Raw genomic sequence first — 23,400 nt, 5'->3', positions numbered from 1 at the left:
GTCACACGCCGTTGACCCGCAACCGCTCGGCCAGCGCCAGAGCGTTCCACGGAGCGCGGCCGTCCGAGTCGTTGTCGAAGTAGGCGTACACGTCCAGCCCCTGCTCCAACCAGGTGTGCATGCGCTCGGCCCAGCCGTCGAGCACGGCGTCCGAGTAGTCGCCCCCATAGAGGCGCTCGGTCCCGTGCAGGCGCACGTAGACGAGGTCCGAGGTGACCCCCTCGAACATCGGGAAGCGTCCCGCGGAGTCGGCGACCACCAGCCCGGCGCGGTGCTCCTCGAGCAGCGCGCGGAAGCGGTCGTCGTCGAAGCTCTCGTGCCGCGGTTCGAGGCAGTGGCGCAGGGGGCGCACGCTCGAGATGTCGAGGTGGGTTCGGCCTTCGACCCTGTCGTCGTGCTTCCTGGCGAGCGTCAGGGCGGATCGGGTCGTGCGGGGGAGCAGGCGGAGGAACTCGCGGATCTGGTCCTCGTCGAACTCGAGCGACTCGGGCAGCTGCCAGAGCAGGGGCCCGAGCCGCGGTCCCAGGGCGAGCACGCCCGAGGCGAAGAAGTTCGCCAGGGCGGTCTCCACGCCGCGCAGCCGCAGCATGTGGGTGACGTACCTGCTGCCCTTGACCGCGAACACGAAGCGGCCGCCGACGGCGCCGTTCCATCGCTCGTAGGTGGACGGCCGCTGCAGGGAGTAGAAGGTGCCGTTGAGCTCGACCGAGTCCATCCGCTCGGCGACGTAGGCGAGCTCCTTCGTGCGTGCCAGGCCCTGGGGATAGAAGTCTCCGCGCCAGCGGTCGTACGTCCAGCCGGAGACTCCGACGTGAGGGCGTCCGGGGGAGTGCATGCTCTCGACGCTACGCCTCCCCTCCGCGGTTCACAGCGGATGTGCAGACGTGACGATTGCTCGGATCTGGTACAGTCGCGGCTAGATCCGAACATTCCTCATCCTGAAAGCTGAGCACATGAGCGTCACCACAGCCCGACGCGCCCTGGCCGCAGTCGCCCTGAGCGTCGTCGTCGTCCCCCTCGCCGCCTGCACCTTCGGGGGAGGGGGCGCCAAGAGCGGCGCCGCCGACTTCTCGGGTGTGCAGTCGGCCACGATCCAGATCGAGTCGGAGGGCACGTTCGTCGATCCGGAGGACGGCCAGATGGCCGAGGAGACGGGCCGCGGCTCGGGCTTCTTCATCTCGAAGGACGGCCTCGCTCTCACCAACAACCACGTGGTGGCCGGTGCGGGCACCGTGAAGGTCTGGGTGGGCGGCGACGACTCGAAGGAGTACGACGCCAAGCTGCTCGGTTCCTCCGAGTGCCTCGACCTCGCCGTCGTGCAGGTCGACGGGCAGTTCCCCTACCTCGACTGGTACCAGGGCGACATCACGACAGGTCAAGAGGTCTATGCCGCGGGCTTCCCGCTGGGCGACCCCACCTTCACGCTCACCAAGGGCATCGTGTCGAAGGCCGAGACGATCGGCCAGACCAGCTGGGCGTCGATCGACTCGATCATCGAGCACGACGCCAAGATCAAGCCCGGCAACTCCGGCGGTCCGCTCGTCACTGCGCAGGGCACGGTCGTGGGCGTCGACTACGCCGGCAACAACGAGCTCGACACCAACTTCGCCATCCACCGCGACGAGGCTCAGAAGGTGCTCGACCAGCTCATCGCGGGCAGCGACGTCAAGAGCCTGGGCATCAACGCGCAGGCGCTGCCCCCGGCCGACGACGGGAGCGCACTGGGCGTCTGGGCCTCCTCGGTGAAGGCCGGCTCCCCGGCCGACGAGGCGGGCATCCAGCCCGGCGACCTCATCATGCGCATGGCGGGCACGACACTGGCCGCCGACGGCACCCTCGAGGAGTACTGCGACGTCATCTCCACCCAGGGCTCGGACGGCACGATCGACGTCGAGGTGTACCGTCCCAGCGACGACACGTTCTACCGCGGTCAGTTCAACGGAAAGCCGCTCGCGCCTGTCACGGTGCCCGGTCTGAACGGCTCGTCGGGCGGCTCGTCCGAGGGCATGTCGTTCCGCACGGTCACCGACGACTCGGGTGTGCTGAGCGTCGAGATCCCCAGCACCTGGGCCGACGTCAACGGTGCGCCGTTCACGTCCGACGATGGGCGCCAGTTCCTCTCGCTCGATGCGAGCACCGACCTGGCCGGCCTCAGCTCGTCGTGGGCCTACTCGGGGGTGACCTTCCAGGTCACCTCGCCGTCCGACGGCATCACGGCGCAGGCGGTCTTCGACCTCTTCGCCGGATACACCGCGCAGTGCACACTCGACTCCGCCGACGCCTACACCGACGGCGTCTACAGCGGCCAGTACCAGTACTACACGGGCTGCGGCGGCTCGAGCGACTACATCATCCTCGCGGCACAGCCGGACGACGGCAGCTACACCGTCATCCTCACGCTGACCATCGCGAGCGAGGCCGACATCCCCGCCATCGAGCACGTCTTCGGCAGCTTCGCCGCCGACTTCTCCTGACGCCGGACAGGGAAGCGGGGCACGGCCCGATCGGCCGCGCCCCGCTACTCGTCTGGTGAGGGAAGGACTACTTCCCGACGCCCTGGAGCGAGCCGACGGTCTTGCCGCTCGGGTCGCCGACCAGGCAGGAGACGAGACGGTCGTCCGCCTGGTTCCACGACGACTCGGTCGGGGTGAAGGGCACGGCGCCGTACATCGACTGGTCGTAGGGCACGCCGACGAACGCCTCGAAGGCCTCCTGGCAGCCCTGCTCGGCCTGCGTGCTCACGGCGTCGTCACCGGGGTACTCGTCGCCCGCGAGCTGGAAGTCGTGGTAGACCTCGTAGTCGTGCTCGTCGGCGCAGTCGACGATCGGGACCTCGCTCACCTCGGTGCCGGAGACGTCGTTCATGCAGTCGCCGACGGCGAGGGTGAAGACGTCGGTCTGCGTCTGCTCGATCTCCTCGCCGGTGGTGGAGTCGGTCGCGAGCGGCGTGTCGGGCTGCGAGGAGCATCCGGCGAGTGCGAGACCCGCCACCAGCACTCCGATCGCCATCCATCCGGCTCGCTTCGACATCGACTTCACGGACATGCAGGACTCCTCTATGTTGTGCGTGTGTGGCGCCGTCCCCCGGCGAGGCTGAAGGCCCGCTGAGAACACGGCCTGTCACCCATTATGGGGTGGCTCGACGCACGCCGCCAAAACGGGGAGCGTTCAGTCGAGGGCGGAGAAGGGGAGCTCCACGTCGGCGCTCAGGCGCTCCACGACGGCGTCGTGGAGCAGCCCGTTCGTGGCGAGGGCGCTGCCCTCCCAGGGCCCGGGAACGCCGTCGACCGAGCTGAAGCGCCCGCCGGCCTCCTCCACGATCGGCACCAGCGCCGCCATGTCGTACGGCTGCAGATCGAACTCCGCCGCGATGTCGAGCTGGCCCTCGGCGACCATCATGTACGACCACATCTCGCCATACGCCCGGGTGCGCCACACGTCGCGCGAGAGCCCGACGAGGGAGGGGAGGCGGTGGTACTCGTCCCATCCCTTGAGGCTGTTGTAGCTGATCGAGGCGTCGGCGAGATCGCCCACGCCGGAGACCGCGAGGGGTCGGTCCGTCTCGCCGGTGAGCCGGTCGGAGGCGTGCGCGCCCTCCCCGCGGGCGGCCCACCAGCGCTTGCCGAGCGCCGGAGCGCTCACCACGCCGACGACGGGGACGTCATCGACCGCCAGCGCGATGAGGGTCGCCCAGACGGGGATCCCGCGGAGGAAGTTGGCCGTGCCGTCGATGGGGTCGAGGATCCACCGCCGGCTCCCCGTGCCCTCGCTGCCGTACTCCTCGCCCAGGATCGCGTCGCCGGGCCGCTCGGACTCGATCAGCTCGCGAAGGGTCCTCTCCACGGCCTGGTCGGCATCGGTGACGGGGGTGCGGTCGGGCTTCGTCGTGATCACCAGGTCGGTGGCGCGGAAGCGGTCGGCGGACACCGCGTCCGCCGCATCGGCCATCCGGAGTGCGAGTGCGAGGTCGGCGGCGAGGGAGTCGGTCACCCGTCCAGGCTACGGGGTCGGGCGATCCGTGCGGGTCTCGAGCAGCTTCTGCAGCGACTCGATGCGCGCGCGTCCGCTCTCGCCGAGCTCCCCCGCTTCGAGCCGGTCGATGATCTCCCAGTCGTGCGCCTCGCTGAGGGGGATCCCGTCCGGCGGTTCGCCCGGGGGGATCACCGCGGAGACCGCGAACGAGCGGATGATGTTCTCCGGATCGACGTGCCCCAGGCCGAAGGAGCGGACGCCCGGGGTGTCGACGATCCAGCCCTTTCTCCCGTCCTCCGCCGTGAAGCGGAAGCACAGGGTGGAGGAGGACGTGTGGCGTCCCCTGCCGGTCACGGCGTTGACGTGCCCGATGGCGCGGTCTGCCCCGGGGACGAGAGCGTTGACGAGGGTCGACTTGCCGACGCCCGAGTGGCCCACGGCCACGGTGGTGTGGCCCGCCAGCAGATCGTCGAGTCGCTCGTGAGGGATCTCGTCCTTCGACAGGGCGACGATCGTGAGGTCGAGCGCGTCGAACTCCGCGAGGAACGGCGCCGGGTCGGCGAGGTCGGTCTTCGTGATGCAGAGGATGGGGGCGATCCCGGCGTCGAAGGCGGCGACGAGATACCGGTCGACGAGTCGAGCACGCGGCTCGGGGTTCGTCGCGGCGACGACGATGAGCATCTGGTCGGCGTTGGCTACGATGACGCGCTCCACCGCATCGGTGTCGTCGGCGCTGCGCCGCAACACGGTCGACCGCTCGCGCACCCGCACCACCCGGGCCAGCGACCCCGCTTCGCCGCTGACGTCGCCGACGACGTCGACGAAGTCGCCTGTGACGATCGGCGTGCGGCCCAGTTCACGAGCGCGCGACGCGATGATCTCGTGCTCCGAGTCGCTGTCCTCGTCGACCAGCACGCCGAAGCGGCCGCGATCGACGGTCATCACCCGGCCCACCACCGCATCCTCGTGCTTCGGGCGGGTCTTCGAGCGGGGCCGTGTGCCGCGGGGGTTCGGGCGGATGCGCACAGCGGACTCGTCGAGCTCCGGCTCGTCGTCGTCCTCGTCGTCCGCCCACCAGCTCACCGCGTCGACCTCACCAGCGCGTGCCACAGCTCGGGGAACTCGGGCAGGGTCTTCGCCGTGGTGCCGATGTCCTCGATCTCGACGCCGGGCACGGCGAGGCCGATGATGGCGCCGGCCGTGGCCATGCGATGGTCGTCGTAGCTGTGCCAGATGCCCCCGTGCATCGGCCGTGGCGAGATGCGGATGCCGTCGGGCAGCTCCTCCGCGTCGCCCCCGAGGGCCGTGATCTCGGCCACCAGGGCGGCGAGCCGGTCTGTCTCGTGATGACGGATGTGGCCGATGCCCGTGATCTCGCTCGGACCATCGGCGAGGGCGGCGAGCGCGACGAGAGCGGGGGCCAGCTCGCCGCCGGTGCGGAGATCGAGCGTCACCGCCGAGATGGTGCCCGTGCCGGTGACGATCAGGGCTCCGTCGACACGCTCGACGGTGGCGCCGAACAGGGGCAGCAGGTCGGCCAGATCGTCGCCGACCTGGGTGGTCGCCTCGGGCCAGCCGCCGACGCGGACCGCGCCGCCCGCGACAAGCGCCGCGGCGAGGAAGGGAGCCGCGTTCGACAGATCGGGCTCGATGTCGACCGTGCGACCGGCGATCGGCCCGGGGGAGACCTCCCATCGGCCTGAGGCGGGCGTCGACACGTCGACCCCGCGCTCGCGCAGGGAGGCGATCGTCATGTCGATGTGCGGCTGACTCGGCAGTCGCGAGCCGGAGTGCGTCAGGCGCAGACCGTCGTCGAAGCGGGCGCCCGCGAGCAGGAGGCCCGAGACGAACTGGCTCGAGGCCGACGCGTCGATCTCGAGGTCGCCGCCCGCGACGCGTCCGCTTCCGTGCACGGTGAAGGGGAGCGAGCCGAGACCGTCGTCGGCCACGTCGACCCCCAGCGCCCGCAGCGAGGAGATCGTCGTGGACATCGGCCGCCGTCGGGCGCCCTCGTCGCCGTCGAACGTCGTGGGGCCGAGCGCCAGCGCGGCGACCGGCGGGGTGAACCGCATCACGGTGCCGGCCAGGCCGCAGTCGATGGTGGTGCTGCCCGCGAGCTCGTCAGCGGGTGTGATCGCGAGGTCGGGACCGAACCCGCCCTCGCCGGGCACCCGCTCGACGACCGTGCCGAACGAGCGCAGCGCCTCGACCATGAGGTCGCTGTCGCGCGAGTGGAGCGGCGCACGGAGGAGCGACGGGCCGTCGGCCAGAGCGGCGAGCACGAGCTCCCGGTTGGTGATCGACTTCGAGCCGGGCAGGCGCAGCCGCGCGTCGAGCGGTCCGCTCGGCTGCGGCGCAGGCCAGTCGCCCGGGTCGGTCGTGGGCGTGGCATCGCCGTACGGATCGAAGCGGGGCGTGGAATTTCTCGAGACGGACATCGGTTATCAGAGTAGTCGGCGGTCAACCGACGAGAGGAGATCGCGCGTGAGTGTCACTGCGGCAGCGGTGCTGGAGCGCCCGTCCGAGATCACGGACCGGGCCCCCGCCGTAGACTGGGCGGCGATGAGCACCCCATCTGAGCCGGTCGACGGCACGGCCGAGAGCGGCGACGCATCCGCTCGCGATCCGCGAGAGCTCTTCGAGGAGCAGGCGATCCCGTTCCTCGATCAGCTGTACGGCGCAGCCCTCCGCATGACCCGCAACCCGGCCGACGCCCAGGACCTGGTGCAGGAGACCTACGTGAAGGCGTACGCCGCCTTCGCCCAGTTCGAGCAGGGCACGAACCTCAAGGCGTGGCTCTACCGCATCCTCACCAACACCTACATCAACACGTACCGCAAGAAGCAGCGCGACCCGTATCAGGGGTCCACGAGCGAGCTCGAGGACTGGCAGCTGGGCACCGCGGAGTCGGCGACGACGACCACGACCGGTCGGTCCGCCGAGGCGGAGGCCATCGACCACCTGCCCGACAGCGACGTGAAGGCTGCTCTGCAGTCGATCCCCGAGGACTTCCGACTGGCGGTCTACCTGGCCGACGTCGAGGGCTTCTCCTACCAGGAGATCGCCGACATCATGAAGACCCCCGTCGGCACCGTGATGAGCCGCCTGCACCGTGGCAGGAGGCTGCTCCGCGGTCTGCTCGCAGACTACGCGCGCGGGCGCGGGCTGACGGTCCCGGATGCGAAGAGGAGCGCGAAGTGAGTGACGTGAACGCCGCGAACGACTGCGGCTGCGACAAGGCTCGAGCCGAGCTCGAGGAGTACCTCAGGCACGAGCTGTGCCGCACCGACGTGGAGGAGATCCGCGCCCACCTCGAGACGTGCGATGGATGCTCGTCCGAGCTGCACGTGAGCGTGACGCTCACCGAGGCGGTGCGCCGGGCCTGCAAGGAGCAGGCGCCCGAGGGCCTGCGCACCACGCTCATCGCCACGCTCCGCACGCTCTGAGCCGCGCACCGTGCTGCTGACGCCCTGATCAGCCGACGCGACGCCACCGACGAACGAAGGCCGGGCCACCTCGAGAGGTGCCCGGCCTTCGTTCGTCCCCGTCGTGCCTACGACAGGGCGCGCGCGATCAGATCGGCCTGCTCGGCCGCGTGACGCTTCGCGGAGCCCGCGGCAGGCGAGGCCGACGCGGGGCGCGACACGACGCTGAGCGCACGACCACCGAGGTGCGGCGTCAGCGACGACTGGATGAACGGCCAGGCGCCCTGGTTCTCCGGCTCGTCCTGCACCCAGCGCAGCTGGGCGTTCGGGTACGAGTCGGCCACGGCACGCAGCTCCTCGAGCGGCAGCGGGTAGAACTGCTCCACACGCACCAGGGCGACCGAGTCGTCCGGGTTCTTCGACAGCTCGGTGGCGAGGTCGTAGTGCACCTTGCCGGAGTGCAGCAGCACGGTCTTGACCCCGTCGCGGTCGGTGATGCGGGCGTCGTCGATCACCGGCTGGAAGCGGCCGCTGGTGAGATCGGCCACCGAGCTCGTCGCACCGCGGAGGCGGAGCATCGCCTTCGGCGTGAACACCACGAGCGGCTTGCGCGGCCGGGCGTAGGCCTGGCGACGCAGCAGGTGGAAGTACGACGCCGGGGTCGACGGACGAGCGACGACCATGTTGTTCTCGGCGCACAGCTGCAGGTAGCGCTCGATGCGGGCCGACGAGTGGTCGGGGCCCTGACCCTCGTAGCCGTGCGGCAGCAGCAGCACGAGCGACGAGCGCTGGCCCCACTTCTGCTCGGCCGACGAGATGAACTCGTCGATCACGGTCTGGGCGCCGTTCGCGAAGTCGCCGAACTGCGCCTCCCACAGCACCAGCGCATCCGGACGCTCGACCGAGTAGCCGTACTCGAAGCCCATCGCGGCGTACTCCGAGAGCAGCGAGTCGTAGATCCAGAACTTGGCCTGGTTCTCGCTGAGGTTCAGCAGCGGCAGCCACTCCTGCCCGTTCTCACGGTCGTGGAGCACCGCGTGACGCTGCACGAACGTGCCGCGTCGCGCATCCTGGCCGGCGAGGCGCACCGGAGTGCCCTCGGTGAGCAGCGAGCCGAGCGCGAGCAGCTCGCCGAAGGCCCAGTCGATGCCGCCGTTGCGGCTCATGTCGTGCCGCTTCTGCAGCAGCTGCTGCAGCTTGGGGTGCACGTTGAAGCCCGCGGGCGGGTTCTGGAACGCGTCGCCCACCAGCTGGACCGTCTGCTCGGAGACGCCGGTCTCGAACGCGCTCGAGGAGGCGTCGTCGCGCTGCGCCTCGGGACGCTCGAGATCGGCCACCGCGTTCTCGTCGCCGGTGATCACGGGGATCGACGAGGTCTGGGCGGCGTGCGTCTCGGCGAAGGCGCGCTCGAGGCGGTCCTGGAAGTCGTGCTGGGCGGCCTCGTACTCCTCCTCGGTGATGTCGCCACGACCGACGAGCGCCTCGGCGTAGAGCTTGCGGACGCTGCGCTTGGCCTCGATGAGGTTGTACATCAGCGGCTGGGTCATCGACGGGTCGTCGCCCTCGTTGTGTCCGCGTCGGCGGTAGCAGATGAGGTCGATGAAGACGTCGCGATGGAACTGCTGGCGGTACTCGAACGCGAGCTTGGCCACGCGGACGACCGACTCGGGGTCGTCGCCGTTCACGTGGAAGATGGGCGCCTGGATCGACTTCGCCACGTCGGTGGAGTACACCGACGACCGCGACTCGGACGGGGGAGTGGTGAATCCGACCTGGTTGTTGATGTTGAGGTGGATCGTGCCGCCGGTGCGGTAGCCGCGCAGCTGCGACATCTGCAGGGTCTCGTAGACGATGCCCTGACCGGCGAGCGCGGCGTCGCCGTGTACCAGGATCGGCAGCGTGGTGAACGTGCCGACCGGCTTGCGGTCCTGCTTGGCCCGCACGATGCCCTCGAGCACGCCGTCGACGGCCTCGAGGTGCGACGGGTTCGCGGCGAGGTAGACCGGGATCTCCTTGCCGTCGATCGAGGTGAAGGTGCCCTCGGTGCCGAGGTGGTACTTCACGTCGCCCGAGCCCTGCACGGTGCGGGGGTCCTGGGTGCCCTCGAACTCGCGGAAGATCTGGCCGTAGGTCTTGCCCGCGATGTTCGTGAGCACGTTGAGGCGCCCGCGGTGCGCCATCCCGATGGCGACCTCGTCGAGGCCCGCGTCGGCGGCGCCCTGGATGATCTCGTCGAGCGCCGCGATCACCGACTCCCCGCCCTCGAGGCTGAAGCGCTTCTGGCCGACGTACTTGGTCTGCAGGAAGGTCTCGAAGGCCTCGGCCTCGTTGAGCTTCTCGAGGATGCGCATCTGCTCGTCGTGCCCGGGCTTGGCGTACGGGCGCTCCACCTTGTCCTGCAGCCACTTGCGCTGCGCAGGATCCTGGATGTGCATGTACTCGATGCCGATCTTCCGGCAGTACGAGTCGCGCAGCACACCGAGGATGTCGCGGAGGTAGGCCTGGCGCGTCATGCCGAACTCGCCCGTGACGAACTCGCGGTCGAGGTCCCAGAAGGTGAGGCCGTGCGTGGCGATGTCGAGGTCGGGGTGCGTGCGCTGGCGGTACTCGAGCGGGTCGGTGTCGGCCATGAGGTGGCCGCGCACGCGGAACGCGTTGATGAGCTCCTGCACACGCGCGGTCTTGTCGATCGCGCTCGCCTCGTCGACGTTGATGTCGGCGGCCCAGCGGATGGGCTCGTAGGGGATGCGGAGCTCGGCGAAGATGCTGTCGTAGAAGCCGCGCTCGCCGAGCAGCAGCTCGTGCACCTTCTTGAGGAACTCGCCGGACCCGGCGCCCTGGATGACGCGGTGGTCGTAGGTGCTGGTGAGCGTGATGACCTTGCCGATGCCGAGGTCGGCGAGCGTCTTCGGCGACGCGCCCTGGAACTCGGCCGGGTACTCGAGGGCGCCGGCCCCGATGATGCAGCCCTGGCCCTTCATGAGCCGCGGGACCGAGTGCACGGTGCCGATGCCGCCGGGGTTCGTGAGCGAGATCGTGCCGCCCTGGAAGTCGGCGGCCGTGAGCTTGTTGGCGCGGGCCCGCTTCACGAGGTCCTCGTAGGCGGAGAGGAACTCGTTGAACCCCATCGTGTCGGCGCGCTTGACGCTCGGCACCAGCAGGGCGCGCGAGCCGTCGGGCTTGGGGATGTCGATCGCGATGCCCAGTCCGATGTGCGCGGGGGCGACCACGGCCGGCTTGCCGTCGACCTCGTCGTAGTAGACGTTCTGGCTGGGGAAGTCCTTCAGCGCCTGCACGAGCGCCCAGCCGATGAGGTGCGTGAAGGAGACCTTGCCGCCGCGCGCGCGGCGCAGGTGGTTGTTGATGACGATGCGGTTGTCGATCATCAGCTTGGCCGGGATCGAGCGGACGCTCGTCGCCGTCGGGACCGTGAGGCTGGCGTCCATGTTCGTCGCGAGCGACTTCGCCATGCCGCGCAGCGGGGTCACGACATCCTTCTCGGCGTCCTCCGCGACGTCGCGGGCGGTCTGGTCCGGGTCGGATCGGCGCGTGCTCGGCGCCTCCGCGGGGATGGGCTGCGGCTTGGCCTCGACGCTCGTGGTCTTCGCCACGGGCTGGGCGCCCGTCGCAGGCCGCGCCTCCTCGGGCGCCGTCTCCGCAGCAGCGACCTGGGCCGATTCGGTCTGCGGGACGGGCGGCGTGGTTGAAGCCCCGCCACCGGCCTGGTCGGCGGGAGCGGCACCGCGCTTGGCCTGCACGTGAGCGTGGTAGCTCTCGAGCACCGGCCACCACGACTGGTCGACCGACTCCCTGTCGGTCAGGTACTGCTCGTACAGCTCCTCGACCAGCCACTCGTTGGCACCGAACTCCGCTGCCGTGCCTTCTTCTGCTCCCACACTCGTCAACTGGCCTGCCACAACCGTTTCGCCCACTCTCCGTCGCCTCTTGGATGGCACGTGCCGGGTCTGCTGCGCTGCACTCTTCCACGCCGTGACACGTGCTCTCCAAGCCTAGACCTCCCCGATGCACGGTGAGCACGAGACGGCCCTGGTCTACCGTGTTCCCATGGAGTTCTACGGATCCACGGCCACGCATGACCTGACCTACTCCGACGTGTTCCTCATCCCCTCGCGCTCGGGCGTGTCGAGTCGACTCGATGTGTCTCTCGCGCCGGAGGACGGCACGGGCATGACCATCCCGATCGTGTCGGCCAACATGAACTCCGTGACCGGCCCGCGCCTGGCCGCCTCGCTCGCGCGTCGCGGCGGGCTCGGCGTGCTGCCGCAGGACATGCCGCTCCAGGATCTCGACGCGGCCATCCGCTGGGTGAAGTCGCGTCCGGTCGTCTACGACACCCCGTTCGAGTTCCGGGCTGACGACACGGTCGAGAACGCCCGGATGCTCCTGCCGTCGGTCCCGGGACAGGGCCTGGTCATCCACGACGCCGCGGGCGACTACGTGGGCTGCCTCACGGCCTCGCGTCTGGCGAGCGCCCCGTCCGATGCCCGGCTCGGCGACCTGGTGCACGGTGCGTCGCCCGCGTTCGACGCCGACGACCTCGACTCGCCGCGCGCGGCGTTCGACGCGATGGCGGCGGCCGACCTCGACTTCGTGCCGGTGCTCCAGCACGGCTCGGTCGTCGGCACGCTGAGCCGCACGAGCGCCCTGCGCGCGACGATCTACGCCCCGGCGGTCGACGCCGAAGGACGTCTGCGTGTGGCCGCCGCGGTGGGGATCAACGGCGACGTGGTCGCCAAGGCCCGGGCGCTGGTCGGTGCCGGCGTCGACGTGCTCGTGCTCGACACCGCGCACGGACATCAGGAGGGGATGCTGCGCGCGCTGCGTGCGGTGTCCGAGGCGAAGCTCGGCGTGCCGATCGCCGCGGGCAACGTCGTCACCGCCGCCGCGGTGATCGACCTCGTGCGCGCCGGCGCCGACATCGTGAAGGTCGGCGTGGGGCCCGGCGCCATGTGCACCACACGGATGATGACCGCGGTCGGCCGCCCCCAGTTCTCGGCGGTGCTCGAGACGGCCGCCGCCGCACGCGAGCTCGGCGCTCACGTCTGGGCCGACGGCGGCGTGCGCTACCCGCGCGACGTCGCGCTGGCGCTGGCCGCGGGCGCGTCGTCGGTGATGATCGGATCCTGGTTCGCGGGGACGATCGAGGCGCCGGGACTGCTCAGCACCGACGACGCGGGCCGGATCTACAAGGAGAGCTGGGGCATGGCGTCGACGAAGGCGGTGCAGGAGCGCTTCGGTCGACTCGACGCCTACGAGCTCGCCCGCAAGACGCTGTTCGCGGAGGGCATCTCGTCCAGCCGCATCTACCTCGATCCGCTCCGGCCGTCGCTCGACGACCTCCTCGACATGATCACCTCGGGCGTCCGCAGCTCCTTCACCTACGCCGGGGCCTCGACACCGGCCGAGTTCCACGCCCACGCGCTGGTCGGCATCCAGTCGGCGGCCGGGTACGAGGAGGGCAAGGCGCTGCCGGTCTCCTGGTAGCGCGTCCCCCCGCACGGGTAGCATGGGTCGGACAATGGACGACCCTCCTTCTGCGCATACTCAGTCCGTCCCCGCCGAAGGGTGCCGCGGTGCTCTTTGAGTGGATCATGGTGGGCGTCGGCGTGCTGCTCACCGTCGGCACCGGCTTCTTCGTGGCGTCCGAGTTCTCGCTCGTCAACCTCGACCGGTCCGAGCTCGAGGCTCGCACCGAGCGCGGCGAACGCGGACTCACCCCGACCATCACCGCCCTGCGTCACACCTCGACGCACCTCTCGAGCGCTCAGCTGGGCATCACGCTCACGACGCTCCTCACCGGTTTCACCATGGAGCCGGCCATCAGCAGCCTGCTCGCCGGGCCGATGACCTCGATCGGCATCCCCGAGGTCGTGGTCCCGGTGATCGCGACCGTGGTCGGCATCGTCATCGCGACGCTCCTGTCGATGATCGTGGGCGAGCTCGTGCCCAAGAACTTCGCCCTCGCGCTGCCGTTGCCCACCGCCCGCGTGGTCGTGCCCTTCCAACTCGTGTTCACGATGGTGTTCCGGCCGGCCGTGTCGCTCCTCAACAACAGCGCCAACGCGCTCCTCCGGCTCATGGGCATCGAACCCAAGGAGGAGCTGTCCGGGGCGCGGACCGCCGACGAGCTGTCGTCGCTCGTGCGCCGATCGGCGATGCAGGGCACCCTCGAGGAGGACACCGCCACCCTCCTCGACCGCACGCTGCAGTTCTCCACCCACACCGCGGCCGACGCGATGACCGCCCGACCGGCCGTGGTGAGCGTCCGCCGCTCCGACCCGTCGATCGCCGTGCTCGACCTCGCCGCCGCCACCGGGCACAGCCGCTTCCCCGTGATCGACGACAACATCGACGACATCGTCGGCGTCGTCCACGTCAAGCAGGCGGTCTCCATCCCTCGCGAGCGGCGGCGCGACGTGCCGGTGTCGGCGATCGCCACCGACATCGTGCGCGTGCCCGAGACGATGATGCTCGACTCGCTCCTCGGCGAGGTGCGGGGCCGCGGCTATCAGATGGCGGTGGTCGTCGACGAGTACGGCGGCACCGCCGGTGTGGTCACGCTGGAGGACGTCGTCGAGGAGCTGGTCGGCGAGCTGGTCGACGAGCACGACCGCCGCTTCGCCGCCATCGTCAAGACCCGCGGCGAGACGACCTTCCCCGGCATCCTCCGACCCGACGAGCTCGCCGACCAGGCGGGGATCTACGTGCCGGATGACGGCCCGTACGAGACGGTGGGCGGCTTCGTGATGGCACGCCTGGGCCGAGTGCCCGAGGTCGGCGACCGGGTGGGGATCGACGAGGGGGCACTGGTGGTCGAGCGTCTCGACGGCAGACGGATCGACCGTCTCCGCTTCCTGCCCGCCGCACCGGAGGGCGGTGCGTCCTCCGAGGGCGCCCCGTCGTCAAGGAAGGAGGTGCGCGATGTCTGATTGGCTCGGGATCCTCTGGCTCGTCCTGCTGCTCGCCGGCAACGCCTTCTTCGTGGCCGCGGAGTTCGCGGTCATCTCCGCCCGCCGGTCTCAGATCGAGCCGCTCGCCGAGGCCGGTTCCGCTCGCGCCCGCACAGCGCTGTGGGCGATGGAGCACGCCACCCTCATGCTGGCGACCTGCCAGCTCGGCATCACGGTCTGCTCGCTGCTCATCCTCAACGTGTCCGAGCCGGCCATCCACCACCTCCTGGAGGTGCCGCTGCACCTCACCGGGCTCCCCGAGGAGGCGATCGGCACGATCGCGTTCGTCATCACGCTCGTGCTGGTGTCGTTCCTCCACGTCGTGCTCGGCGAGATGGTGCCGAAGAACCTGTCGTTCACGGTGCCCGACCGGGCGGTGCTGCTCCTCGCGACCCCGCTCGTCGCCATCGGGCGCGTGGTGCGGCCGATCACGGTGGCGCTCAACGCCACGGCGAACGCCGCCCTCCGCCTGTTCCGGGTGGAGCCGAAGAGCGAGGCCGCGAGCGCGTTCACGCTCGACGAGGTGGAGACGATCGTCGAGCAGTCGACGAGGGAGGGCATGCTCTCCGACACGGCGGGCACCCTGTCCGCCGCGTTCGAGTTCACGACGAAGAAGGTCCTGGAGGTCGCCGTCCCGCTGTCGGAGCTGGTGAGCCTGCCGCCCACCGCGACGCCGACCGACGTCGAACGGGCGGTGGCCAAGTACGGCTTCTCCCGCTATGTCGTGCTCGATGCGTCGGGCGAGCCCGCCGGGTATGTGCATCTGAAGGACGTGATCGACCTCGACGACGACGAGTTCGACCTGCCCATCCCGGCCAAGCGCATCCGCCGCATCCCCGGCGTCTACGAGGGCACCGACCTCGAGGACGCCCTCGCGGCGATGCGCCGCACGGGGAGCCACCTGTCGCGGTCGTTCACCCAGGAGGGCGCCACGACCGGCGTCCTGTTCCTCGAGGACATCATCGAGGAGCTCGTCGGGGAGGTGCAGGATGCCACCTCGCGACGCTGACCCGGCGGAGGGCTGGCGCGAGCTGACCGAGCTCGACGCCGCGCGCTGCATCGCGGTTCCCGGTCCCGACGACGACAAGTACTCGCGGGGTGTGCTCGGGATGCTCACGGGGTCGCCCGAGTACCCCGGCGCGGCCGTGCTGGGCGTCGAGGCGGCGACCCGGACCGGCGTCGGGATGGTGCGCTACCTGGCCGAGGAACGGCCCACCGACTTCGTGCTGCGGGCCCGTCCGGAGGTCGTCACCTCCGACGGGCGCGTGCAGGCATGGCTCGCCGGATCCGGTACCGACGCGTCGTCTCGGTCGCCGGAGGCCGCCGCGAAGCTCGACGAGGCCATCCGGAGCGGTCTGCCGCTCGTCCTCGACGCCGGGGCGCTCGACCGGGTCGACGACGTGACGGGGCTGTGCATCCTCACCCCACATGCCGGGGAGCTGCAGCGCCTGCTCGAGGCTCACGGTGAGCGCGTCGACCGCACGGCGATCACGACCGAGCCGCGCCGCTGGGCCCTGGCCGCGGCGCGCCTGACCGGATGCACCGTGCTCCTCAAAGGGTTCGTCACGCACATCTGCTCGGCGGAGGGGGACCGCCTGACGGTCACCTCGACCACGTCCTGGACGGCGACCGCGGGCGCGGGCGACGTGCTCGCCGGCGCCCTCGGAGCGCTCGTGGCCACGAACGCGGCGCGGATCGCCGGCGACCCCGACGCCCTCGTGTCGCTGGCGGCGACGGGGGCGCTGCTCCACGCGCGGGCCGCGGCCCTCGCATCGGGCGGGGGCCCGATCGTGGCGCTCGACATCGCCCAGCGGCTGCCCGCCGTGGTGGCGGAGCTCAGCTCTGGTCGGCCAGCGTGAGGTGCATGTCGAAGTACGCCGACACGCCGTCGCCGGGGACTCCGTAGTCGGAGAGCTTCATCGGGATCGATGCCACGAGACTGCCGGTCGAGCCGTCGATCGTGATCTCGGCCACCGACGAGACCGGGATCGCCCGGCCCGACACGGTGAGGGTGCCGACGATGGCGGTGGAGTACGTGCCGTCCTCGCCGCCGACGCTGGCCGGTGAGGTGAGGACGAACGACGCCATCGGGTTGCCCGACGCGGCCGCGGAGAGTGCGCTGAGCAAGCCCTCGTCGGCGCGGGTCGTCTCGATCGGCGTCGAGGCCAGGTCGACCACGAACTCCGCCTGCGACAGCACGCCGTCGGACATCGTGAGCGAGCCCGAGATGCCGGTGGCGGCGCTCGAGATCACGTCGTCGTCATCGCCGTCGACCACGCGGAAGCGCACGCTGGAGTCGCTGCCGAGGGTCCACACCGGGGCGTCGGAGTCGGCGGCCGCCGAGGTCTCGTCGTCGCTCGGCTCGGTGCCGACCACCGTGGGCACGACGCCCTGCACCGACGCCGGCGCGCTCGAGGCGAGCGAGCTCGAGAGGATCGGCGCAGCGACGACCACGACGACGCCGACGGCGAAGACACCCGTCAGCGCGACGACGGTCATTCTGGTCGTGTTTCTCAACAGCACTTCTCTCGGGTCGGTCCGAGGAAGTCAATCAAGCCCACGTGAGCGAGGGCTGGGAGCAGCCGGGGCGTCGGCCGGGAGGGAGGGCGCGACCCTGCACGGCGGCGAGGTGGCCGCCCTCTAGGATGTTCGTCGTGCTCTCCGTGATCCGCCGACTCGGCGCGAACCCCATCGTGCTGTGGGTCGTGTTCCTCGGCGTGCACATCTGGCTCGGCTGGGATGGCCTCACGCATCCGAGCATGCCGTTCGGCGATGTCACCAACGTCTACCGGGGCTGGGTCGAGCAGTGGCTCTCCGGCGATCGCCTCGGCATCGACGGGCCGTGGGTCTACCCCCTGCTCGCGATCGTCCCCATGCTCGCCTCGCTGGTGCTCGGCATCGACGACTACGGCATCGGCTGGATGGTCATCGTGACGCTCGCCGACGCGGTCGTCTTCGCTTACCTCGTGGGGCGCATCCGGCCCGGCGGTGCGGGACGAACGACGAGGCTCGCCGCCGCCTGGTGGTGGCTCGTCTTCCTGCTGCTCCTCGGCCCGGTCGCCGTCGGCCGCATCGACATCTTCACCGTCGACCTCGTGATCGGCGGGCTGCTGGTCGTGGCCAGCCGCCCGGCCCTGGCCGGGGTGCTGCTGGCGCTCGCCACCTGGGTGAAGGTCTGGCCGGCCGCCGTGCTGGTCGGGGTGGTCATCGCCGTGCGGCGGCGGATGCGGGTGCTGGTCGCCGCCGGCATCACCCTGGTGTCGATCCTGGTGCTGGCCCTGCTGCTCGGCTCGGGCATGAACGCGTTCAGCTTCGTCACGGAGCAGACGGGACGAGGGCTGCAGATCGAGGCCCCGTTCGCGTCGATCTGGCTCTGGCTGGCGTACGCGGGCCAGGGGCAGGTGTACTACTCGACCGAGATCCTGACGTTCCAGGTCACGGGTCCGGGATCCGACCTCATCGCCACCCTCACCACCCCGCTGCTCGTGGTGGCCACGGCGGTCGTGCTCGTGCTCGCCGTGGTCGTCGTGCGTCGGGGCGGGTCACGGACGGCGGTGCTGCCGCCTCTCGTGCTGGCGCTGATCACAGCCCTCATGGTGTTCAACAAGGTGGGGTCTCCGCAGTTCGTGGTGTGGCTGTCGGCGCCGGTGATCCTCGGGATCGTCACGCTCGGCCGGCGCTTCCTCGTGCCGGCGGCGCTCGTACTGGTGCAGGCGCTGCTGACGCAGATCATCTATCCGATCGGTTACGACGAGATCCTAGGGCTCGACCCGGTGATGCTCACGGTGCTGACCCTCCGCAACCTGCTCACCGTCGCCCTGTTCGGGTACGCGCTGGTGCTGCTGTGGCAGAGTAGGAGAGCGCGCGGCGATCGTCATTCCGGCGGTATCGACCACGTCGTCGGCGAGAAGAGCCGACCGGTCGCCTGATCCCGCCCCGCGCGGGAGGTCCATCGTGCTCGTCGCCTTCTCCGTCGCCCCGTCCGGCACCGGACGCGCGGACGGCAGCGTCCACGACGCCGTCGCCGCCGCCGTCAAGGTGGTCCGCGACTCGGGCCTGCCGAACCGCACCGACTCGATGTTCACCACCATCGAGGGGGAGTGGGACGAGGTCTTCGACGTCGTCCGTCGCGCCACCGAGGCGGTCGCCCCCTTCGGCTCGCGCATCTCCCTGGTGCTGAAGGCCGACATCCGTCCCGGCCACACGGGCGAGCTCACGGGCAAGCTCGACCGCCTCGAGCAGGCCCTCTCCGACCTCGACTGACCCCCGGCCGAGTCGCGAGAACCCAGTGTGCTCCCGCATCTTCGCCGAGTCGCGAGAAGGCGCCCTTCTCGGGCGCGGGCAGTCGCGCGGGTTCTCGCGACTCGGCGGGAGCGGGAGTCAGTCGAGGGGCTCGTCGGCCATGGGGGCGGGCGAGGTGAGGAAGTCGTCGCGGGGGAGGAGGCCGTCCTGGATGGCGCGCTTGCGCAGGGCGACCTTCGTACCGACGTCGATGCCGACCAGGCGGTACTTCTCGCGGATGCGCTTGAGGTACGACTTCGCCGTCTCCTCCGAGATGTCGAGCGCCTTCGCCACCTGCTTCACCGGCTCGCCGCCGCCGTAGAGCGCCATCACCCGCCGCTCCTGAGCCGACAGGCGCGGCGCCGAGTCGAGGTCCTCGGCCGAGAGGGCGAGGTCGAGCTCGGTGGAGATGAAGCTGTCGCCGACGGAGGCCGCACGGATGGCCTCGACGATCATGTCGGCCTCCTCGGTCTTCACGAGGTAGCCGAGCGCGCCGGCGGCGATGGCCTCGCGCACGATTCCCGGCTCGGAGTACGTGCTCATCAGCACCGTCTTGACGCCTGCCGACTTGAGCGCGCGCAGCTTCACCGAGACCGGGAGGTTGTCCTTGAGGTCGAGGTCGAGCAGCACGACGTCGACGGGGAACGCCTCGTGGGTGAGGAGGTCGGGCCACGTCGAGACGGCCGCGCTGACCTCGATGTCGTCGGCGGCCCCGCCGATCCACTGGGTCAGCGCTCCGAGGAGCATGCGGTGGTCGTCGACGATGGCGAGTCGGATGCGATCACGCCCGGGTGCGCTCGTCGTGTCGGCGGTCGTCACTGGTGCCCCTCCTCGTGTCCTCCTCAGCGGGAGGCGTCAGGTACCGCGACGACGGCATCGACGCGTATCCGGATCCGCTCCCGGCGCGCATCCTCGGTGTAGCGGCCGACGCGTTCGAGGGCCGGCCAGACAGCCGGATCGATGCGCCGCCTCGCGAGACCGGTGATGGAGAGCACGATCGGCAGCACCATCATATCGACGGCGACGCTCTGCTCGGATCCGCGACGCCGACCGACCGTGATGTGCAGGCGTGGGTCGAAGAGCGCGCTGTCGTCGGCCAGGAGCCAGATGGCCGAGAGCAGGCCGTCGCGCTGGCGAGGATCGAGGTAGGCGGCGCTTCCGTCGAGGTCCTCGAGTGTGACGACGGGGCCGAGCACCTCCGACTCGGCGAGCGCGTGATGGAGCCACGTCTCCTTGCGGCCGCCGATGAGACGCACCCGCAGCCGTGCCGCGAGCGTCGCGGCGCGCTCGGCCTCGGCGGCGTCGAGGGGCAGGCGGATCTCGCCCTGCGCGACGTCCTGCAGCAGCTCCTCGGCCTCGAGGTCGAGCCGGCTCAGCTCCTTCGAGGCGAGGATGCCGGCGCTGAATCGCGCCGTGCCGATCGTGCTCTCGACGACGCTGCGGTCGAGCGCGCGCTGCACGAAGGTGCTGAAGGCCCGAACGAGCCACACGGCCGCGTACGGCGGGACGACCGCCACCATGGCGTAGGCGACGCGGCTGCCCGGTTCGACACCTGCGGCGAGCGACTGCGAGACGATGACGACGAGCAGGACGGCCGCGAGCGCCGAGGTGGCGCCGAGGATCTCGACCGTCGACCTCACGGCGACGCACCCCACGAGCGTGGCTCCGACGCCGATCGCGATGCTGAACGACGCGGGCGACGGTGAGACCGCGGTGACCCAGAGGTCGGCCGCGAGCGCCACCGCATCGCAGACGAGGAGCCCGGCGAAGGCGCGTGTCGGCAGGTGGCCGCGAGTGGACCGGACCGTGACCTGGATGGCGACGAACGCGACGAGCACGAGCGCCCACGCCACGGCGAGCACGAGGAACTCCGGATCGGCCCGCCAGTCCGCGAGATACGCGGTCACGCCCCGCACGAGCATCAGCACGCCGACGAGGGTGGCGCCGACACCGAGGTAGCGCAGCCCGAGGGTCGAGTCGCGCTCGATCCCGGCGCGGACCTCGTCGACCGCCTGCGGGCCGAGCCTCCTGGCGCGCACCAGCCGGGTGAGGACGCCGGTCTCGTCGGCCTTGGGATCGATCGTGCTCATCGCGGAACCTCGAGCACGACCGTGGTCCCCGATCCGGGCGCCGAGAAGAGTCGCACGTTGCCGCCGACGTCGCGGATGCGCGCCATCACCGACTCGGCGATCCCGAGCCGTTCGACATCGACGGAGGAGAGGTCGAACCCGACCCCCTCATCCGTCACCATGGCGCGGACGGTCGTGTCGTCTTCGGTGATCGTCACGTCGGCCGCGCCGACACCGGAGTGCCTGCGGACGTTCTCGAGGCATTCGGAGAGCGAGAGCAGGAACGCGTCGAGCACGTCGCTGCGGAGCAGCACGTGTCCGGTGCCGTGCCACGCCACCTCGAGGCCGAGGTGACCGAAGCGCTGCTTGACCGACTCGAGGGTGTGACCGAGGTCGCTGGTCTCGACAGGCTCGAGGTTGTAGCTGCCGGAGACGGTAGGTGTGGGGGAGCCGCCGAGGCGCAGCTGTCGCAGCAGTCGAGCGTCCTCCGCCGCCTGATGTCTGAGAGCGCCCGCGTTCACGCCCACCCCGGAGTGCGCGAGGAGCGTGAGAGTGGCGAGGACGGTGTCGTGCAGCAGCCGGGCGTTCCGCCGGCGGCTCGCCTCCCGCTCGCTGGCCAGACGTTCGCCCGCGTGCGCGTGCTTCAGCCGGTCGATGCCGGCGGCGGCGCGGTCGATGCTCGCGCCGAGCCAGTGCGACACGATCGAGAAGGCGATCCAGCCGATGACCACCGAGAGCGCGGTGAGGGCGAGGGGTTGCGCTTGGGCGGTAGCGAGCAGGGTGAGCGCGATGACGGGGAGGAAGGACCCCACGATCGCGAGGGTCCGCCACCGCTGTCCGGAGAGGGTGATGAGGAGGGACGGCATGGCGGTCGAGGCGAAGAGCTGGATGCCCGCGGCCTCGATCTCGTCGCGAGGGAGTGTCGCGGGCAGGCACGAGGCGGCGAGGACGGCGACGCCGAGCCCGTAGGTGAGGACAGGGCGGAACCAGGTGCGGGCCCGCCCCAGGAGCACGAACGCGACGCCTACCGCGACGAGGAGGATCGCCGGCACGATCGCGCGCTCCGGGGCGGCGGCGCCCGAGACCGCGACGAGGATGAACGAGCATCCGGTGAACGCCAGCCCGAGCACCCGGACCGTCCGTGTGATCAGGCGCCTGCGTTCGCGGTCGGGCCGTGGCATCAGCACTCGATCGCGGGGCGGCGGTGGGTCACACTCCGCATCGTACAGCCGACAAGCCCCACTACTGGGGGACGCCGGTCCTGCACCCGGAACGTAGCCTGAGAGAGGGCCTGGGGGGAGTGCAGCCGGGAAGCGCGCAGACGATGCGGGCTTCCCGGCTTCGTCTTTCCCCGCGGATGCGTGCGCATGCGGGCGGGGGATCAGGTCGTCTCGAGGAGCCCGGACAGGTGCCTGCCCACCTCGTCGAACTCGATGAGGAACCCGTCGTGCCCGAAGGGCGACTCGAGCACGACCGGAGCACTGCCGTGGATGGTGCGCGGGAGGTGCCGGGCGATCAGCTCCTGATCGGCGACGGGGAAGAGCCGGTCGCTGTCGATGCCGAGCACGAGCGATGTGGCGGTCACAGATTGCAGTGCCTCGACCACCCCGCCCCGCCCGCGACCGACGTCGTGGCTGTTCATCGCCTCGACGAGGGTGATGTAGCTGTTGGCGTCGAAGCGCCGAGTGAACTTGTTGCCGTGGAAGTCGAGGTACGACTCGACGGCGAATCTGCCGCCGTGGCCCAGCGGACTGATGCCGCTCTGCCAGCTGCGCTGGAAGCGGTCGTTGAGCTCCGACGGGCTGCGGTAGTTGAGGAGCGCCATCCGTCGCGCCAGCGCGAGACCGCGGTGCGGCCCCTCGCCGTCGATCTCGTCGTAGTAGGCGCCGTCGTGGAACAGGGGGTCGGTGCGCACCGCCTCCATCTGGACGGAGTTGAGTGCGATCTGGTCGGCCGACGACGAGGCGGGCGCGGCGATGACGGCCAGCCGCTCCACCTCATCCGGATGCGACACCGCCCACTCGAGGGCGTGCATCCCGCCCATCGACCCGCCGATCACCGCGGCCCAGCGGTCGATGCCGAGGTGCTGTGCGACCGCGCGCTGAGCGGCGACCTGATCCCGGATCGTCGTGTACGGGAAGCTCGTGCCCCACTCGACACCGTCGGGGCCGATGGAGGAGGGCCCGGTCGTGCCCTGGCAGCCGCCGAGCATGTTCGGCGCGACGACGAACCAGCGCTCGGTGTCGAGCGCGAGTCCGTCGCCCACGATCCCGGGCCACCAGCCGTCGGTCGGATGGCCCGGCTCGGCCGGGTGGTTGAGGTTGCTGTCGCCGGTGAGCGCGTGAAGCACGAGCACGGCGTTGTCGCGGGTGGGGGAGAGCCGACCGTAGGTCTCGTAGGCCACTCGGATGCGGTCCAGCCGCGCCCCGGACTCGAACGCGAAGTCGGCGACCTCCACGAACCGGCGGCGTCCGACCGGGTCGCCCTCCCGCCAGGCACCGGTCGCGGGCGGCAGCGCGTGCCCGAGCGTGCGCTGGACGGCGTCGGGGACGAAGCCGCTCGGGACGGTGTCCTCAGGTGTCTGCCAGTCCATCGTGTCCATTCTGGCGACGGGCGCGACCCCGTGCGCGATTGTTACGTGCCGCCCCGCCCCCCTCGTCCGGCTTTGTCCAGGTTTCCGTC

The 23,400-nt window shown here is 70.6% G+C and carries 20 protein-coding genes; 9 read left to right on the top strand and 11 right to left on the bottom strand.

From position 1 onward, the window contains the following. Position 1 precedes the first annotated feature (1 nt). The gene (locus tag ACFJGV_RS03470) at positions 2 to 835 is read right to left on the bottom strand and encodes a DUF72 domain-containing protein (RefSeq protein WP_378146859.1); all 834 of its coding nucleotides are present in this window, start codon (positions 833 to 835) and stop codon (positions 2 to 4) included. Between the two features lie 118 nt (positions 836 to 953). Here ACFJGV_RS03470 and ACFJGV_RS03465 point away from each other — a divergent pair, with 118 nt between their 5' ends. After that, positions 954 to 2,474 carry a S1C family serine protease gene (locus ACFJGV_RS03465; protein ID WP_378146858.1) on the top strand — a complete coding sequence of 507 codons (1,521 nt, stop codon included), beginning with the start codon at positions 954 to 956 and terminating at the stop codon, positions 2,472 to 2,474. 67 nt (positions 2,475 to 2,541) lie between these two features. Here ACFJGV_RS03465 and ACFJGV_RS03460 read toward each other — a convergent pair whose 3' ends face one another. The 4 genes from ACFJGV_RS03460 to aroA all read right to left on the bottom strand — a co-directional run bounded on the left by ACFJGV_RS03460 (position 2,542) and on the right by aroA (position 6,410). Then, positions 2,542 to 3,045 carry a septum formation family protein gene (locus ACFJGV_RS03460; protein ID WP_378146857.1) on the bottom strand — a complete coding sequence of 168 codons (504 nt, stop codon included), beginning with the start codon at positions 3,043 to 3,045 and terminating at the stop codon, positions 2,542 to 2,544. A gap of 123 nt (positions 3,046 to 3,168) precedes the next feature. After that, entirely contained in the window at positions 3,169 to 3,948 is a 780-nt protein-coding gene (locus tag ACFJGV_RS03455; protein ID WP_378148616.1) for an inositol monophosphatase family protein, read from the bottom strand. A 51-nt stretch (positions 3,949 to 3,999) separates the two neighbouring features. Beyond that, complete coding sequence (gene rsgA, locus ACFJGV_RS03450; protein ID WP_378146855.1) at positions 4,000 to 5,055, bottom strand: ribosome small subunit-dependent GTPase A; 1,056 nt, start codon at positions 5,053 to 5,055, stop codon at positions 4,000 to 4,002. Further along, positions 5,052 to 6,410 carry a 3-phosphoshikimate 1-carboxyvinyltransferase gene (gene aroA / locus ACFJGV_RS03445; protein WP_378146853.1) on the bottom strand — a complete coding sequence of 453 codons (1,359 nt, stop codon included), beginning with the start codon at positions 6,408 to 6,410 and terminating at the stop codon, positions 5,052 to 5,054. The genes rsgA and aroA overlap by 4 nt, the downstream gene beginning before the upstream one ends. Positions 6,411 to 6,534: 124 nt before the next feature. On the opposite strand from aroA, the gene ACFJGV_RS03440 reads away from it, so the two are divergent. Both ACFJGV_RS03440 and ACFJGV_RS03435 read left to right on the top strand, forming a co-directional pair. Continuing rightward, entirely contained in the window at positions 6,535 to 7,173 is a 639-nt protein-coding gene (locus ACFJGV_RS03440) for a sigma-70 family RNA polymerase sigma factor (protein ID WP_378146852.1), read from the top strand. Next, a complete protein-coding gene (locus ACFJGV_RS03435; protein ID WP_378146850.1) occupies positions 7,170 to 7,418 on the top strand; it encodes a zf-HC2 domain-containing protein in 249 nt (82 codons plus the stop codon). Before ACFJGV_RS03440 ends, ACFJGV_RS03435 begins: the two co-directional genes overlap by 4 nt. Before the next feature lie 107 nt (positions 7,419 to 7,525). Here ACFJGV_RS03435 and ACFJGV_RS03430 read toward each other — a convergent pair whose 3' ends face one another. Next, positions 7,526 to 11,314, bottom strand: coding sequence for a multifunctional oxoglutarate decarboxylase/oxoglutarate dehydrogenase thiamine pyrophosphate-binding subunit/dihydrolipoyllysine-residue succinyltransferase subunit (locus tag ACFJGV_RS03430; RefSeq protein WP_378148614.1), 3,789 nt, complete (start codon positions 11,312 to 11,314; stop codon positions 7,526 to 7,528). A gap of 148 nt (positions 11,315 to 11,462) precedes the next feature. Between ACFJGV_RS03430 and ACFJGV_RS03425 the strand changes: the two genes are divergently transcribed. The 4 genes from ACFJGV_RS03425 to ACFJGV_RS03410 all read left to right on the top strand — a co-directional run bounded on the left by ACFJGV_RS03425 (position 11,463) and on the right by ACFJGV_RS03410 (position 16,227). Further along, positions 11,463 to 12,902 (top strand): GuaB1 family IMP dehydrogenase-related protein, encoded by a 1,440-nt coding sequence (locus ACFJGV_RS03425; protein ID WP_378146848.1) that lies wholly within the window; start codon positions 11,463 to 11,465, stop codon positions 12,900 to 12,902. A 107-nt stretch (positions 12,903 to 13,009) separates the two neighbouring features. After that, the gene (locus ACFJGV_RS03420) at positions 13,010 to 14,347 is read left to right on the top strand and encodes a hemolysin family protein (protein WP_378148613.1); all 1,338 of its coding nucleotides are present in this window, start codon (positions 13,010 to 13,012) and stop codon (positions 14,345 to 14,347) included. Next, complete coding sequence (locus ACFJGV_RS03415; protein WP_378146846.1) at positions 14,340 to 15,377, top strand: hemolysin family protein; 1,038 nt, start codon at positions 14,340 to 14,342, stop codon at positions 15,375 to 15,377. The genes ACFJGV_RS03420 and ACFJGV_RS03415 overlap by 8 nt, the downstream gene beginning before the upstream one ends. Then, on the top strand, positions 15,358 to 16,227 hold the full coding sequence (locus tag ACFJGV_RS03410; protein WP_378146845.1) for an NAD(P)H-hydrate dehydratase: 870 nt from the start codon (positions 15,358 to 15,360) through the stop codon (positions 16,225 to 16,227). Before ACFJGV_RS03415 ends, ACFJGV_RS03410 begins: the two co-directional genes overlap by 20 nt. On the opposite strand, the gene ACFJGV_RS03405 is transcribed toward ACFJGV_RS03410, so the two are convergent. Continuing rightward, a complete protein-coding gene (locus ACFJGV_RS03405; RefSeq protein ID WP_378146844.1) occupies positions 16,205 to 16,867 on the bottom strand; it encodes a YceI family protein in 663 nt (220 codons plus the stop codon). The genes ACFJGV_RS03410 and ACFJGV_RS03405 overlap by 23 nt on opposite strands. Before the next feature lie 155 nt (positions 16,868 to 17,022). Between ACFJGV_RS03405 and ACFJGV_RS03400 the strand changes: the two genes are divergently transcribed. Both ACFJGV_RS03400 and ACFJGV_RS03395 read left to right on the top strand, forming a co-directional pair. Then, a complete protein-coding gene (locus ACFJGV_RS03400; protein ID WP_378146842.1) occupies positions 17,023 to 18,297 on the top strand; it encodes a glycosyltransferase 87 family protein in 1,275 nt (424 codons plus the stop codon). A gap of 25 nt (positions 18,298 to 18,322) precedes the next feature. Continuing rightward, on the top strand, positions 18,323 to 18,631 hold the full coding sequence (locus ACFJGV_RS03395; RefSeq protein WP_378146840.1) for an MTH1187 family thiamine-binding protein: 309 nt from the start codon (positions 18,323 to 18,325) through the stop codon (positions 18,629 to 18,631). A gap of 117 nt (positions 18,632 to 18,748) precedes the next feature. Here the strand turns inward: ACFJGV_RS03395 and ACFJGV_RS03390 are convergent, their stop codons facing one another. From ACFJGV_RS03390 to ACFJGV_RS03375, 4 genes are all read right to left on the bottom strand, one after another. Then, on the bottom strand, positions 18,749 to 19,468 hold the full coding sequence (locus ACFJGV_RS03390) for a response regulator (RefSeq protein WP_378146838.1): 720 nt from the start codon (positions 19,466 to 19,468) through the stop codon (positions 18,749 to 18,751). Between the two features lie 23 nt (positions 19,469 to 19,491). Continuing rightward, positions 19,492 to 20,739: a hypothetical protein gene (locus ACFJGV_RS03385; RefSeq protein WP_378146836.1), complete on the bottom strand. Its 1,248-nt coding sequence runs from the start codon at positions 20,737 to 20,739 to the stop codon at positions 19,492 to 19,494. Beyond that, positions 20,736 to 21,899, bottom strand: a complete 1,164-nt coding sequence (locus ACFJGV_RS03380; protein ID WP_378146834.1) for a sensor histidine kinase — start codon at positions 21,897 to 21,899, stop codon at positions 20,736 to 20,738. The genes ACFJGV_RS03385 and ACFJGV_RS03380 overlap by 4 nt, the downstream gene beginning before the upstream one ends. 200 nt (positions 21,900 to 22,099) lie before the next feature. Then, positions 22,100 to 23,311, bottom strand: coding sequence for a homoserine O-acetyltransferase (locus ACFJGV_RS03375; protein ID WP_378146832.1), 1,212 nt, complete (start codon positions 23,309 to 23,311; stop codon positions 22,100 to 22,102). Positions 23,312 to 23,400: the final 89 nt, after the last annotated feature.

The organism is Cnuibacter sp. UC19_7 (assembly GCF_042699995.1).
Taxonomy (GTDB): domain Bacteria; phylum Actinomycetota; class Actinomycetes; order Actinomycetales; family Microbacteriaceae; genus Cnuibacter.
The sequence above is the reverse complement of the archived record's forward strand: the minus strand, read 5'-3'. Positions and strand labels throughout refer to the sequence as shown.